Origin of the sequence: Kosakonia sp. 1610, from assembly GCF_050435845.1 — a bacterium.
Taxonomy (GTDB): domain Bacteria; phylum Pseudomonadota; class Gammaproteobacteria; order Enterobacterales; family Enterobacteriaceae; genus Kosakonia; species Kosakonia cowanii.
The window spans coordinates 118,315-132,798 of the sequence record NZ_JBNDKZ010000010.1 but is presented as its reverse complement, the minus strand read 5'-3'; the positions used below and the strand labels follow the sequence as shown (position 1 = coordinate 132,798).

The 14,484-nt window shown below is 53.3% G+C and carries 12 protein-coding genes; 3 read left to right on the top strand and 9 right to left on the bottom strand.

The window, feature by feature from the left end:
- Positions 1-140: 140 nt before the first annotated feature.
- The 9 genes from ABIC80_RS20980 to bolA form a co-directional block, all read right to left on the bottom strand.
- The gene (locus ABIC80_RS20980) at positions 141-548 is read right to left on the bottom strand and encodes a YbgC/FadM family acyl-CoA thioesterase (protein ID WP_313354574.1); all 408 of its coding nucleotides are present in this window, start codon (positions 546-548) and stop codon (positions 141-143) included.
- 95 nt (positions 549-643) lie between these two features.
- Complete coding sequence (locus tag ABIC80_RS20975; protein ID WP_429178460.1) at positions 644-1,018, bottom strand: helix-hairpin-helix domain-containing protein; 375 nt, start codon at positions 1,016-1,018, stop codon at positions 644-646.
- Positions 1,019-1,164: 146 nt separating this feature from the next.
- Positions 1,165-3,039, bottom strand: a complete 1,875-nt coding sequence (gene ppiD / locus ABIC80_RS20970) for a peptidylprolyl isomerase (RefSeq protein WP_429178459.1) — start codon at positions 3,037-3,039, stop codon at positions 1,165-1,167.
- 209 nt (positions 3,040-3,248) lie between these two features.
- Positions 3,249-3,521, bottom strand: a complete 273-nt coding sequence (gene hupB, locus ABIC80_RS20965; RefSeq protein WP_010428111.1) for a nucleoid-associated protein HU-beta — start codon at positions 3,519-3,521, stop codon at positions 3,249-3,251.
- Between the two features lie 209 nt (positions 3,522-3,730).
- The gene (lon, locus tag ABIC80_RS20960) at positions 3,731-6,085 is read right to left on the bottom strand and encodes an endopeptidase La (protein ID WP_023481941.1); all 2,355 of its coding nucleotides are present in this window, start codon (positions 6,083-6,085) and stop codon (positions 3,731-3,733) included.
- A 184-nt stretch (positions 6,086-6,269) separates the two neighbouring features.
- Entirely contained in the window at positions 6,270-7,544 is a 1,275-nt protein-coding gene (gene clpX, locus ABIC80_RS20955; protein ID WP_054804405.1) for an ATP-dependent protease ATP-binding subunit ClpX, read from the bottom strand.
- A gap of 124 nt (positions 7,545-7,668) precedes the next feature.
- Positions 7,669-8,292, bottom strand: coding sequence for an ATP-dependent Clp endopeptidase proteolytic subunit ClpP (clpP, locus tag ABIC80_RS20950; protein WP_007373538.1), 624 nt, complete (start codon positions 8,290-8,292; stop codon positions 7,669-7,671).
- 285 nt (positions 8,293-8,577) lie between these two features.
- Positions 8,578-9,876, bottom strand: a complete 1,299-nt coding sequence (gene tig / locus ABIC80_RS20945; protein WP_023481893.1) for a trigger factor — start codon at positions 9,874-9,876, stop codon at positions 8,578-8,580.
- Positions 9,877-10,225: 349 nt separating this feature from the next.
- Positions 10,226-10,543 carry a transcriptional regulator BolA gene (gene bolA, locus ABIC80_RS20940; RefSeq protein ID WP_042713623.1) on the bottom strand — a complete coding sequence of 106 codons (318 nt, stop codon included), beginning with the start codon at positions 10,541-10,543 and terminating at the stop codon, positions 10,226-10,228.
- Positions 10,544-10,840: 297 nt separating this feature from the next.
- Here bolA and ABIC80_RS20935 point away from each other — a divergent pair, with 297 nt between their 5' ends.
- From ABIC80_RS20935 to cyoA, 3 genes are all read left to right on the top strand, one after another.
- Entirely contained in the window at positions 10,841-11,419 is a 579-nt protein-coding gene (locus ABIC80_RS20935) for a lipoprotein (protein ID WP_023481890.1), read from the top strand.
- Positions 11,420-11,462: 43 nt separating this feature from the next.
- Positions 11,463-12,938: a muropeptide MFS transporter AmpG gene (gene ampG / locus ABIC80_RS20930; RefSeq protein ID WP_200135559.1), complete on the top strand. Its 1,476-nt coding sequence runs from the start codon at positions 11,463-11,465 to the stop codon at positions 12,936-12,938.
- 582 nt (positions 12,939-13,520) lie between these two features.
- Entirely contained in the window at positions 13,521-14,468 is a 948-nt protein-coding gene (gene cyoA / locus ABIC80_RS20925) for a cytochrome o ubiquinol oxidase subunit II (RefSeq protein ID WP_094419521.1), read from the top strand.
- Positions 14,469-14,484 lie beyond the last annotated feature (16 nt).

The following is a 14,484-nucleotide window of genomic DNA, read 5'->3' as shown; positions in this document are numbered from 1 at the left end:
TCACCGCACAGATGATTTATGAGGATCCCGTCCCCGTGGTGAACGGAAAAATTCCACCCATCCGGCATTAGCGCCGCGAAACATGCCGGATGGCGGCTCCGCCTTATCCGGCCTACGCGATTTCAGCGATTCCAGCGCACTTAATCCCGCTCCCCGATCATCATCTCCAGTTTCTCCCGCAACTCCCCCTCCAGCGCCAGCGCTTTCTGGGTTTTCAGATCGATACAGACAAAAGTCACCAGCGCATCGGCAACCACCTGCCCTTCCGGCTCTAATGTCACCACCTGACTTAACACGCCGCTTTTGCCATTAATCTGCTGGACATGGCTGGTAACCGTAAGCAGGTCGCCGAGCACCGCCGGACGGCGATAGTTGATATTGATGTTAACCACCACAAAAGCGATGTTGTGGGCGGTCATCCATTGAAAACTCTCGTGATGCTCCAGCCCATCCCAGCGCGCTTCCTCAAGAAATTCGAGATAGCGGGCGTTGTTTACATGCTGGTAGACATCAAGGTGGAATCCACGAACTTTTATTTGGGTCTGCATAGCGCGTTAACCTTTACTGTTTATAGTTATAGAGACAGAGGTCATACTGGTATGACCTCCTAATTCTGGCAAAAATTAGCGACTACGCAAGCAGCTTACAGTTTCAGGTTTACCAGATTACGCTCCACCAGCTTGCCGCCCATGCCCGGCACCTGTTTTAAATCCTCAACGCTCTTAAACGGCCCATACTCTTCGCGATAGCTGACGATCGCCTGTGCCTTCTTAAGGCCAACGCCCTTCAGCGCCTTTGATAACTCTTCCGCCGTCGCGCTGTTGATGCTGACTTTAACGCCCTCTTCTTCTTCCTGCGCGGGCTTTGCCGCCTCCTGCCCTTTGGTGTGAGAAGCCGATGCCGCGGCGTGTGCCGCCGGTGGTTTTGCACCGCTTGCGGGCGCGGCAAGCGTGGCAGAACTGAATGCCGCACACATAAACGCCAGGGGCAGTAAAAGGGTTTTGACTCCATGTTTCATGCTGTTATCTCCGTTGTGTTAACTCGCAGCGGAGCATAACCAGGGCAGAAAATGTCTACAAAGGGCAAACAGCAGAAATGGAAAAGGCCGCGAAAGCGGCCTTTGTGTATTGCAGAGCGTTACCTTTTTTTGGGAGAAGCTTCCCGTTACTGCTGCTGTTCTGAGGTATCGCCCAGTTTGATTTTCGCTTCTTTGCGCAGGTTGCTCATCAGCGCTTCAAAGGCGATTTGCGCGTTATTCTGCGTCACGCCCTGCATCATCGCTTTCTTCTGCGCTTCCGGCATTTCGCCCGCTTTCACCTCATCCAGCGCAATGATCACCACATTACGCTGCTGATCGGTGGTGCTGCCGTAGGAGGGTTTATCCTTCGCCGGCAGTGGCAGGTTAAAGGCGGCGGTTGCAACCGGATCCTGTCCGAGGCGCGCCAGGGTTTTCGCTTCGCCGAAGCTCAGACCAGCGGCTTTCATCGCGTCGTCGCCTTTGCCGGCTTTCAACGCTTCAACCAGTTTGTCAGCATCCAGCTTCGCCTGCTGCTCAGCTTTATCATGCTTAACGATATCCGTGACCTGGGCTTTCACTTCCGCCAGCGGCTTAATCGCTTCCGCTTTATGGTCGGTAACACGCAGTACGAACGCGCGATCGCCATCAACGGTGATGATATCGGAGTTGTTGCCAGGCGAGCCGTTCTGCCCTACCAGACCACCGTTGAAAATCGCATCGCTCACCGGTTTGAAGTTCAGCTCTTCCGGCAGGTTGTCGCGGGTAAACCACTCGGTCTGCACCGCTTTGGTACCTGAAACCTGTTCAGCACCGGCCAGAGATTCGTTATCGTTAGTTGCCGCTTCGCTCACTTTACGCTGCAGCGCGAACCAGGCATCCAGCGCATTTTCATGCTTCACTTTTGCCGCCAGTTCATCGCGTACTTCGTTCAGCGGTTTGACGACAGCAGGCTGAACGTCATCCAGACGCGCCACCAGGTAGCCAACGGAGGATTTAATCGGGCCTGAGAGCTGGCCTTTCTCTTTCAGACCGGCATTTTTCAGCTCGTCCGGCGTGGTGGACTCTTCCAGCCAGCCCATGTCGCCGCCGTTACGGGCAGAGATGATGTCAGCGGATTTCGCCTTCGCCAGGGCAGCAAAATCAGCCCCTTTTTTTAGCTCGTCAATGACCGCTTTCGCTTCATCTTCCGTTTTGGTCTGAATGACGCTGTAACGATTACGCTGCGGCTGAGTGAACTGATCCTTGTGCTCGTCGTAGTAAGCCTGAATCTGTGCGTCGGTGGCGTTTTCCTGCATCGCTGCCGCATCAAGCTTGATGTAGCTTACGCGGAACTGCTCCGGCGCAATAAAACGGCTCTTGTTCTGATCGTAATAGCTGGCGATCTCGTCATCGCTGACCGTCTGTTTTGCTGCCAGCGCGTTCACATCAATCACCGCCTGGCGCACGACGCGCTGCTGGGATACCAGCGCCGCCAGCTCGTCGGTCTCGCCTTTGAGCATAAAATCGGTACCGGCAACGGCGTTGATCAGTTGCTGAGAGATAAGCTGGTTGCGCAGCGCCTGCGCGTATTGATCGGCGCTCATGCCCATACGGTTAACGAGGGCGTTGAAGCGGTTATTATCAAACTTGCCGTCAGACTTGAAAGCATCGGTAGAGAAGATAGCGCTTTTGACCTGCTCATCGCTGATATCGAGGCCAAGCTTCTTCGCGTATTGATCCAGCAGAGCTTCATCAATCATGCGATTGAGCACCTGCTGGCGTACGGATTTCATGTAGTTTTCATTTGCGGCCAGCTCCGAGAACTGGTCACCCAGCTTCTCCGCCATACGGTTGCGTTCGCTGGTTACCGCATTTTCAAACTGCGCACGGCCAATTTCCTGGCCATTAACTTTTGCGGCGTAATTATTGTTACCGCCAATCAGGTAGTTACCCACGCCAGTCAAAATGAATGACACGATAATCAAACCCAGAATGATCTTGAGCACGACGTGATTCGCCGCCGCGCGTAAATTGTCCATCATGGTGTAACAACACTCCGCTGTAGGTGACTGTAGATCTCAGGCAGCGCACGAGGCCCGCTGCATGTAAGCGCGTATTTTGACAAGAAAACGGTGCAATTGTTAGCCCGCATCGCGCATAAACTCGCAGAAATTGATTTTGCGAAAATAAAAAAGGCACACCTCGCGATGTGCCCTTGTATGTTGCCACCCTCCCCGCGTGGGGAAAGTCCTTAGTTCACGGCGTCTTTCAGCGCTTTACCTGCGCGGAAGCCAGGGACTTTGGCAGCAGCAATAGTAATCTCTTTGCCGGTTTGCGGGTTGCGGCCAGTACGGGCAGCGCGCTCTTTAACCGCAAAAGTACCGAAACCAACCAGTGCTACGTCGTCCCCGGATTGCAAAGATTCAGTAACAGAAGCAATTAACGCATCTAACGCGCGTCCGGCGGCAGCTTTAGAAATGTCAGCGCCAGCGGCAATCTTGTCTATCAGTTGAGATTTATTCACTCTTCTCTTCCTCTCTTTATATTTTATATCGCACCACATCCTTCGCAGTGCGACCGCGCAGCAGTTATAACAGGCCTGTCATGCCCTTACAACATCAGTTGATGATGACATAGCCGACCAGCAATCTAAATTAGCTATACAAAAAAAGACTGGCAAGTGCGAAATCACTCACCAGCCTTATATTTCTCTACGCACTTTGCGCGAGGTCACTATTTTGCAGTGGCTACCTGCATGCCGAACGGCGCATTCTGCAAGGCAAGCGTCAGCACTTCTTCGATACGTTTCACCGGATGGATATCCAGATCGGCAATGACGTTTTCCGGAATTTCTTCCAAATCGCGTTTATTTTCGTAAGGAATCAGCACGGTTTTGATGCCGCCGCGATGCGCTGCCAGCAGTTTCTCTTTCAGACCACCAATCGGCAGCACCTGGCCGCGCAGGGTGATCTCACCCGTCATCGCAACGTCGGCGCGAACCGGGTTACCGGTCAGGCAGGAGACCAGCGCGGTGCACATGGCGATACCGGCGCTCGGACCATCTTTCGGCGTCGCACCTTCCGGAACGTGCACGTGGATGTCGCGTTTTTCGTAGAAGTCGCCGTTGATACCCAGCTTCTCTGCGCGCGCGCGCACCACGGTCAATGCAGCCTGGATAGACTCCTGCATCACTTCACCCAGCGAACCGGTGTAAGTGAGCTTGCCTTTACCCGGCACGCAGGCGGTTTCAATGGTCAGCAGATCGCCGCCCACTTCAGTCCAAGCCAGACCGGTCACCTGGCCTACACGGTTTTCATCATCCGCACGACCGTAGTCGTAGCGCTGAACGCCGAGGTAGTCATTCAGGTTGTCGCCGTTAATCTCGATATGCTTCAGGGACGGATCCAGCAGCAGCTGTTTCACCGCCTTACGGCACAGTTTCGAGATTTCACGCTCCAGACCACGCACGCCCGCTTCGCGAGTGTAGTAGCGAATAATGCCGACAATCGCACTGTCATCAACCGTCAGTTCGTTCGGTTTCAGCGCGTTACGCTCAATCTGCTTGGTCAGCAGGTGGCGCTTGGCAATGTTCAGCTTCTCATCTTCGGTGTAACCGGAGAGGCGAATCACTTCCATACGGTCCAGCAGCGGTGCCGGAATGTTCATGGAGTTGGAGGTGGCAACAAACATCACGTCGCTCAGATCGTAATCCACTTCCAGGTAGTGATCGCTGAACGCCACGTTCTGCTCAGGATCGAGCACTTCCAGCAGCGCAGAAGCGGGATCACCACGCATGTCGGAGGACATTTTGTCGATCTCATCCAGCAGGAAAAGCGGGTTTTTAACGCCAACTTTTGCCATTTTCTGGATCAGTTTACCCGGCATAGAACCGATGTAAGTACGGCGGTGACCACGGATTTCTGCTTCATCACGCACGCCGCCCAGCGCCATACGGATATATTTACGGCCCGTCGCTTTGGCGATGGATTGACCGAGCGAGGTTTTACCTACCCCCGGCGGCCCGACCAGGCAGAGAATCGGCCCTTTGAGTTTGTTCATACGGCTTTGAACCGCAAGATACTCAAGGATACGGTCTTTGACGCGCTCTAAGCCGTAGTGGTCGGTATCGAGCACTTCCTGCGCCTGGCGAAGATCTTTTTTCACCTTGCTGCGCGCATTCCACGGAACCTGCACCATCCACTCGATATAGCCGCGTACCACGGTTGCTTCCGCAGACATCGGCGACATCATTTTCAGTTTCTGCAGCTCGGACTCGGCCTTCTCTTTGGCCTCTTTCGGCATTTTCGCCGCGTCGATTTTACGCTTCAGGGCTTCGTTTTCGTCCGGCGCGTCATCCATCTCGCCGAGCTCTTTCTGAATGGCCTTCATCTGCTCATTCAGATAGTACTCGCGCTGGGATTTCTCCATCTGCTTCTTCACGCGGTTGCGAATGCGTTTCTCAACCTGCAGCAGATCGATCTCCGACTCCATCATCGCCATCAGATACTCGAGGCGTTCGTTGATGTCGGACATCTCCAGCACTGACTGCTTGTCAGCCAGCTTCAGCGGCATATGCGCAGCAATAGTGTCAGCCAGACGTGCAGGATCGTCGATGCTGTTCAGCGACGTCAGCACTTCCGGCGGAATTTTTTTGTTGAGCTTGATATAGCCTTCGAACTGGCTGATCGCGGTACGTACCAGCACTTCCTGCTCGCGCTCATCAATGGCCGGCGAGTCAAGGTACTCCGCTTTCGCAGAGAAGTGCTCGCCGTTATCGGCAAGCGAAGTAATGCGCGCGCGCTGAAGCCCCTCGACCAGCACTTTTACAGTGCCATCAGGCAGTTTCAACATCTGCAGAATAGACGCCACGGTCCCGACGGTGAAAAGATCGTTTACACCCGGCTCATCCGTTGACGCTTCTTTCTGCGCAACCAGCATGATTTTTTTATCATGATCCATGGCTGCTTCAAGACAACGGATTGATTTTTCCCGCCCCACAAATAACGGGATGACCATGTGCGGATAAACCACCACATCGCGCAACGGCAATACGGGGATTTCAATGCGTTCAGAACGCTCAGGATTCATAGAGCTCTCTCTTAGTTTAAAGTCCGCCAGGTAATCAAGGTGACGTGACTGTGCCACACGCACCATTAACATGTAATGGAGTATATGGGGATGTTTCCCACACATTCAACGCCGGGAAGTCGGAAAAATAAAAGGGGAGATAAAATCCCCCCTTTTTGATTAACTGACTGTATGAATTGACGAATTATTCGCCAGATGCCTGCTGCGCTTCCGGCTTACCGTAAATCAGCAGCGGCTTGGTTTGCCCTTCGATTACCGACTCATCAATCACCACTTTCTCGACGTCTTCCAGAGACGGCAGATCGTACATGGTGTCGAGCAGCGCAGCTTCGACGATAGAGCGCAGACCACGGGCACCGGTTTTGCGGCTCATCGCTTTCTTGGCGATAGCGTTCAGGGCTTCGTCGCGGAACTCCAGATCGACGCCTTCCAGATTAAACAGCGCCTGATACTGCTTGGTCAGGGCGTTTTTCGGCTCTTTCAGGATCTGGATCAGCGCTTCTTCGCTCAGCTCGTTCAGCGTAGCGACAACCGGCAGACGACCGATGAACTCAGGGATCAGACCAAACTTGATCAAATCTTCCGGTTCAACCTGCGCCAGCAACTCGCCCTCTTTCGCTTTTTCGGATTTTCCTTTCACCGTAGCGCCAAAACCGATGCCGGAGCCGGTTTCTACACGGTGAGAGATCACCTTGTCGAGGCCTGCGAAAGCACCACCGCAGATAAAGAGGATTTTGGAGGTATCAACCTGCAAAAACTCCTGCTGCGGATGCTTACGACCGCCCTGCGGCGGAACGGCAGCAACGGTACCTTCGATCAGCTTCAGCAGCGCCTGCTGTACACCTTCGCCCGATACGTCACGGGTGATGGAAGGGTTGTCTGACTTACGAGAGATCTTATCAATCTCATCAATGTAGACGATGCCGCGCTGGGCTTTCTGCACATCGTAGTCACACTTCTGCAGCAGCTTCTGAATGATGTTTTCCACATCTTCACCGACGTAGCCCGCTTCGGTAAGCGTGGTGGCGTCCGCCATGGTGAACGGTACATCAAGCAGGCGCGCCAGCGTTTCGGCCAGCAGCGTTTTACCGGAACCGGTCGGCCCGATCAGCAGAATGTTACTTTTGCCCAGTTCAACACCGTTGCTGGTGTCGCCGTTGCGCAGGCGTTTGTAGTGGTTGTAGACCGCCACTGCCAGCACCTTTTTCGCCTGCTCCTGACCGATAACATAGTCATCGAGATGGTGGCGGATTTCATGCGGCGTCGGCAGCGCGCTGCGCTCGCGGTGCGGCGCAACTTCTTTAATCTCTTCGCGAATAATGTCGTTACACAGATCCACACATTCGTCGCAGATATACACGGACGGTCCGGCGATCAGTTTACGCACTTCATGCTGGCTTTTGCCGCAAAAAGAGCAGTACAACAGTTTGCCCGAACCATCTTTGCGTTTATCTGTCATGAGTAAAACCTCTTTTCTGTTCTTTGCGCCACACGACGACGCAAATGCCATTCCAGGCGCAAAACGTTACTCAGGCATTACGCCGCTTGCACTGGAAAGTATAGCGGCCAATGCGGACTGAGCATTAGTTACGATGGGTCAAAATTGAGTCAACCAGCCCGTAATCAACTGCTTCTTGCGCGGCAAGGAAGCGGTCACGTTCGGTATCGCGCTCAATTTGTTCTAAGGATTGACCCGTGTGATGCGCCATAAGTTCATTCATGCGCCCTTTCACTTTCAGGATCTCACGCGCGTGGATTTCGATATCCGTCGCCTGACCCTGATAGCCGCCCAGCGGCTGGTGGATCATCACGCGTGAATTCGGCAGGCAGAAGCGCTTGCCTTTTGCGCCAGCCGTCAGCAGGAATGCGCCCATTGACGCTGCCTGGCCCATACAGATGGTGCTGACGTCCGGTTTAATAAATTGCATGGTGTCGTAAATAGACATACCTGCCGTGATCACGCCGCCCGGGGAGTTAATGTAGAGATAGATATCTTTTTCCGGGTTCTCTGCTTCGAGAAACAGCATTTGCGCCACAATCAGGTTGGCCATATGGTCTTCGACCTGACCGGTCAGGAAAATTACGCGTTCCTTGAGAAGACGGGAGTAGATATCGAAAGAGCGCTCACCGCGGGAGGTCTGTTCAATTACCATTGGCACCAGGGCCATATGGGGTGCAAAGTTGTCTCGTTCGCCGCTGTATGACATTTCCGTCTCCTGGATAAAAAATTAACAAACTTGCTGCACTGATTGTACTTGAGTGAAAGAGGTCTGACTACGACCCCTCACGGACGGATTATCAGCCAGAGTCTTTCCTGCCACCCTCTTTAGTGGGGATGACCACGCATGTTTTCAAGCATAACAATCTTTTGCTGTTACGCTAACCCTGAAACATGCTTTTAGCACAGTTCTGATAAAGCCAATGCGATAAAAAAAGCCCGCCACCAGCAAGCAGGTGACGGGCTTATTACTTTTAGCTATCGCAGAAAACGATTAAGCCTGTTGGTTCATCAGCTCGCTGAAGGAGGTTGCTTTCTCCGTCACTTTCGCTTTTTCCAGAACCGCTTCAACCGCTTGTTCTTCCAGCGCGACGTTACGCATGTTGTCCATCAGCTCTTTGTTTTTGCTGTAGAACTCGATCACTTCTTTCGGATCTTCATACGCAGAAGCCATCTCTTCGATCAGGCCTTTAACGCGCTCTTCGTCAGCTTTCAGCTCGTGGGTACGAATCACTTCGCCCAGCAGCAGACCAACAACAACGCGGCGTTTAGCCTGCTCTTCGAACAGCTCGCGCGGCAGTTCCAGAGCCTGTTTCTCGTTGCCACCGAAACGCTGAGCAGCCTGGCGACGCAGAACGTCGATTTCGCTGTCGATCAGTGCAGCCGGTACGTCGATGTTGTTGGCGTTAACCAGACCGTCGATAGCCTGAGATTTAACACGGTTACGCACGGCGCCTTTCAGCTCGCGTTCCATGTTTTTACGTACTTCTGCGCGCAGACCGTCCATCGAACCATCTTCAACGCCGAAACGTTTGATGAACTCTTCGGTCAGTTCCGGCAGCTCACGCTCTTCAACTTTCTTCAGGTTAATGACGAATTTCGCCGCTTTACCTTTCAGATTTTCCGCGTGGTACTCTTCCGGGAAGGTCACGTCGATGGTGAACTCTTCGCCCGCTTTGTGGCCTTTGATGCCCTCTTCAAAGCCCGGGATCATACGACCCTGACCCATCGCCAGTACGAAATCGGTCGCTTTGCCGCCTTCGAACTCTTCACCGTCAACAGAACCGGTGAAATCGACAGTTACACGGTCTTCTGCATCAGCAGCGCCATCTTTCTCTTTCCAGTCTGCCTGCTGCTTACGCAGGGTATCCAGCATGGTGTCAACGTCGGCATCGGTCACTTCAACGAGCGGTTTTTCAACTTCGATGGTGTCCAGCGCTTTCAGTTCAACTTCCGGATAGACTTCGAATTCAACAGAGTAGGTGAAGTCTTCGCCCAGTTTGTACTCGCCCGGAACATAGTTCGGTGCGCCAGCCGGGTTGATTTTTTCCTGGATGATCGCGTCGATGAAGTTGCGGCTCATCAGGTCGCCCAGCACGTCCTGGCGAACAGAGGCGCCGTAACGCTGAGCAACAACGGTCATCGGGACTTTACCCTTACGGAAACCGTCAATACGTACTTTCTTCGCTACGTTGACCAGCTCGCTCTTCACAGCGGTCTCGATGCTGTCAGCAGCGATTGTAATCGTTACACGGCGCCCAAGGCCCTGAGTGGTCTCAACTGAAACTTGCATCTTGTTACCTCAAAAAATCACAGTGCTCGGTCAACTCTACCCTGCGCAGCAAACCTCTCGCTTTGCAGAACCGGGATGCTCTCTCAAATCAGATATACATTCCCTGTCGTCAGAATCACCCCGAAGACATTCCGAAAAATAAGACGCCGCATTATAGCGGCATCGCAGATATGAGTCGAGAACGGTAATAGCGCAACGGTGCGTCATTTTTCACACTTCTGAAGCAATTTTGCTCACAAAGGGGCGCTTCTCGCTCAAATTTCAGACAAAACAAAACGGCCCGCAGGCCGTTTTCACATTAACTGCATGCAACATACTGGAAAAGTTCAGCCCGTTGCAACCCGGTTTTCTAGGCGAGAGTCCCTGCGCCGCGGCAGGCTGGCGAGGTCAACAAGGTATCCTGTAGCCCCTCCCACTCTTTCAGGGTGTAGGTATGCAGCGCGAGCGCATGAATTTTCGTCGCCAGCTCGTCTGCCAGGGTACCGTAAATCATGCGGTGGCGGTTGAGGAAACGTTCACCGGTGAAGCAGTCGCTCACCAGCACCACTTTGAAATGGCTTTCCGAACCCGCGGGAACGTTGTGACGGTAACTTTCATCCACAACGTCGAGGAAAACAGGCTCAAATGCCGCCTTCAGTTTTGATTCTATTTGATCACGCATCATCATGGTACGCCTCCGACAACGCTGAGATACCAGCTATCCCTTTAAATGTTAGCCGCTTTTACCGTCTCCGTTACAATAAGACAACAAAAATTTAGCCTTTGTCGCGCTTTTGCGTCCAACGGCATAATCTTCAGGGAAAACCTGGGCATTTGGGGCCGGGATCGCGTTTGAAGATGTTACGGGCGCTGAAAAAAAACACAACACGATGAATTTACATGCGTTGAGGACTTCCTCTTAACAACGGCAATGTTATGATGGCGACAATTTTTCCCAGAAGCTTAGAGCCTTGAGAGCCTGAACATGATTAAGAAACTCCTCTTCCCGTTGGTTGCTTTATTTATGCTGGCTGGCTGCGCAACTCCGCCGACCACCCTTGACGTCACACCGAAAATTACCCTTCCGCAACAAGATCCGAGCCTGATGGGCGTAACGGTCAGCATTAACGGTGCCGATCAGCGTCCGGATCAGGCGCTGGCGAAAGTCACCCGTGATAACCAACTGGTTACCCTGACAGCGTCGCGCGATCTGCGCTTCCTGCTGCAGGAAGTGCTGGAGAAGCAGATGACCGCGCGCGGTTATATGATTGGGCCGAACGGCGCGGTTAACCTGCAGATCATCGTTAACCAGCTCTACGCAGACGTCTCTCAGGGCAACGTGCGTTACAACATCGCCACCAAAGCGGATATCGCCATCATCGCCACCGCTGCCAACGGTAACAAGCTGACGAAAAACTACCGCGCCAGCTATAACGTAGAAGGCGCTTTCCAGGCGACCAACGAAAAGATCACCAATGCGGTTAACAGCGTGTTGACCGACACCATCGCGGATATGTCTCAGGACACCACCATCCACGATTTCATCAAGCAGAACGCGCGTTAATCTCTCTGCACTGGCCCGGTTCTGCCGGGCCAGCTGAGCTGCCATGTCCAGTCACTACTTACGCATTTTCACGCAGCCTAAATCAGCGATCTTGCTGATGCTCGGCTTTGCCTCCGGTTTGCCGCTTGCCCTCACCAGCGGCACGTTACAGGCGTGGATAACCGTCGCAGGCGTTGATGTCAAAACCATCGGTTTCTTCTCGCTGGTCGGCCAGGCCTACGTCTTTAAGTTTCTCTGGTCACCGGCGATGGATCGCTATACCCCCTCCTTCTTAGGACGCCGCCGCGGATGGCTGCTGCTGACGCAGGTTGCGCTCCTGATCGCCATTGCCGCAATGGGCTTTTTACAGCCTGCCAGCGATCTGCGCTGGATGGCGGCGCTGGCGGTGGTTATCGCCTTCTGCTCGGCGTCGCAGGACATTGTTTTCGATGCCTGGAAAACGGATGTACTCTCAGCCGAAGAGCGCGGCGCGGGCGCGGCGATAAGCGTGCTCGGTTACCGCCTGGCGATGCTGATTTCCGGCGGTCTGGCGCTATGGCTGGCGGATCGCTGGCTGGGCTGGCAAGGGATGTACTGGCTGATGGCAGCACTGATGATCCCCTGCATTATCGCCACGCTGCGTGCGCCGGAGCCGGTGGGCACCATTCCTGCGCCGCGATCTCTTGAAGAAGCGGTGGTTGCGCCGCTGCGCGATTTCTTCGGGCGCAACAACGCCTGGCTGATCCTGCTGCTGATTGTCCTTTATAAGCTCGGTGACGCGTTTGCCATGAGCCTGACCACTCTCTTCCTTATACGTGGCGTCGGTTTCGACCCGGGCGATGTCGGGATGGTGAATAAAAGCTTAGGGCTGGTGGCGACGATTATCGGCGCGCTGTGGGGCGGCGTATTAATGCAGCGTTTAACGCTGTTCCGCGCCCTGCTGATTTTCGGGGTGTTGCAGGCGATCTCCAACGCAGGTTACTGGCTGCTCTCCATCACCGATAAAGACATTGTGACGATGGGCGCGGCGGTCTTCTTCGAAAACCTCTGCGGCGGTATGGGGACGGCAGCGTTTGTCGCCCTGCTGATGACGCTCTGTAACAGCGCCTTTTCCGCCACACAGTTCGCGCTGCTCTCGGCGCTCTCGGCGGTTGGCCGCGTCTATGTCGGGCCGCTGGCGGGCTGGTTTGTTGCCAGCTATGACTGGCCGACCTTCTATCTCTTTTCGATCTTTGCGGCGATCCCGGGGCTGGCGCTGCTACTGCTATGTAAACGCACGCTGGAGTATACGCAGCGCACGGAAGCCTTTATGCCGCGCACCGAGTTCACGGCGCTGTACCGGCTGGCGCTGCGCATCCTTGGTGCGGGCGCGCTGCTGCTTGCCGCTGGCCTGCTGGTGCTTGCCAGCAATGCGCTGGGTCTGACGCACTGGTCTGTCGATGGCCTCCTGCTGGAGGGCGGCGCGCTGCTGGCGTTGGTGGGCATCCTGTTCGGTGGCGGGCTGGATCTGCTGGCGCTGCGCAGAACCGCCCTGCTCTAGCGAGGCCAAAACGGGCCTCTGCGGGTGGCGATATATTTTACATAGTGCAATTTAGGGTTATTTTTAAAGGAATAACTCTTTTAAAATCAGCTATTAAAAATAAAAAAAGCAGAAAAATAAATTTAGCGCCGTTATTATTTCGTTCATTAAACAGGCGTATTTTTTGTTTTTTGCCCAGTCGCCCTGAACGGGCAAAAAATAAAAATCTTAATTAATTTGTGCCTTATAAAATAAGGTCTATCCTATAACGATTCAGCACGGTTATTAATTGTTGGGTTTCATATTCGTTCCAATGATGTTTAATGGTTGCTGGATAATTGTTAATTATTTGTTTATTTGAACGATTGGTTATACCAATTTACCCTCAACGCAGATTGTAATGTCAGGTTTTCGTTATAATCGCTCTCTCTGGCTGTGCGAACGCCCGGTTTTACAGATTGTTGCATTCTGTGTGACATATGCGGCAGAACCCAGTAACACCTTACTGACACAAAGCCAATCATGTTTACAGTAACGTAACCTTTCCGTAAAATGCCCGCACACTTTAAGCGCCACCAGATCCCGTGGAATTGAGGTCGTTAAATGAGACTCAGGAAATACAATAAAAGTTTGGGATGGATGTCCTTAATCGCCGGCACTGTATTACTCAGTGGCTGCGATTCTGCGCTTCTTGACCCCAAAGGACAGATTGGTATGGAGCAACGTTCACTCATCCTGACGGCTTTTGGCCTGATGATGATTGTCGTGGTGCCCGCCATCTTAATGGCCGTAGGTTTTGCCTGGAAGTATCGTGCGAGCAATAAAGATGCGAAGTATAGCCCGAACTGGTCACACTCCAATAAAGTGGAAGCTGTGGTCTGGACCGTGCCGATTCTGATCATCCTGTTCCTTGCCGTGCTGACGTGGAAAACCACTCACTCGCTCGAGCCGAGCAGACCACTGGTACATGACGAACGCCCGATTACTATCGAAGTGGTTGCCATGGACTGGAAATGGTTCTTTATCTATCCGGAACAGGGCATCGCTACCGTGAATGAAATCGCCTTCCCGGCGAACACTCCGGTGGAATTCAAAGTGACTTCCAACTCCGTGATGAACTCGTTCTTTATTCCGCGTCTGGGCAGCCAGATCTACGCGATGGCCGGTATGCAGACCAAACTGCATCTGATTGCCAACGAAGCAGGTACGTATGATGGCATCTCTGCCAGCTACAGCGGCCCGGGCTTCTCAGGCATGAAGTTTAAAGCTATTGCAACGCCGGACCGCGCCGCATTTGACCAGTGGGTCGCCAAAGCGAAACAGTCTTCTACTACAGTGCCTGATATGGCGACGTACGAGAAAATTGCCGCACCAAGCGAATACAACAAGGTTGAATACTTCTCCAGCGTGAAACCCGATTTGTTTAAAGATGTTATTAACAAATTTATGGGCCACGGCAAGAGCATGGACATGACCCAACCGGAAGGTGAGCACAAGTCACACGAAGGTATGGAAGGCATGGACATGAGCCACGCGGAAACCTCTCACTAAGGGGCCGAGGAAAACG

Coding starts and splice junctions, on each gene's coding strand:
- clpP (WP_007373538.1), bottom strand. CDS start 8,292: ATGTCATACAGCGGCGAACGAGACAACTTTGCACCCCATATGGCCCTG.
- bolA (WP_042713623.1), bottom strand. CDS start 10,543: ATGATGATGCGTGATCAAATAGAATCAAAACTGAAGGCGGCATTTGAG.
- ABIC80_RS20980 (WP_313354574.1), bottom strand. CDS start 548: ATGCAGACCCAAATAAAAGTTCGTGGATTCCACCTTGATGTCTACCAG.
- ABIC80_RS20935 (WP_023481890.1), top strand. CDS start 10,841: ATGATTAAGAAACTCCTCTTCCCGTTGGTTGCTTTATTTATGCTGGCT.
- ABIC80_RS20975 (WP_429178460.1), bottom strand. CDS start 1,018: ATGAAACATGGAGTCAAAACCCTTTTACTGCCCCTGGCGTTTATGTGT.
- ampG (WP_200135559.1), top strand. CDS start 11,463: ATGTCCAGTCACTACTTACGCATTTTCACGCAGCCTAAATCAGCGATC.
- clpX (WP_054804405.1), bottom strand. CDS start 7,544: ATGACAGATAAACGCAAAGATGGTTCGGGCAAACTGTTGTACTGCTCT.
- tig (WP_023481893.1), bottom strand. CDS start 9,876: ATGCAAGTTTCAGTTGAGACCACTCAGGGCCTTGGGCGCCGTGTAACG.
- ppiD (WP_429178459.1), bottom strand. CDS start 3,039: ATGATGGACAATTTACGCGCGGCGGCGAATCACGTCGTGCTCAAGATC.
- lon (WP_023481941.1), bottom strand. CDS start 6,085: ATGAATCCTGAGCGTTCTGAACGCATTGAAATCCCCGTATTGCCGTTG.
- cyoA (WP_094419521.1), top strand. CDS start 13,521: ATGAGACTCAGGAAATACAATAAAAGTTTGGGATGGATGTCCTTAATC.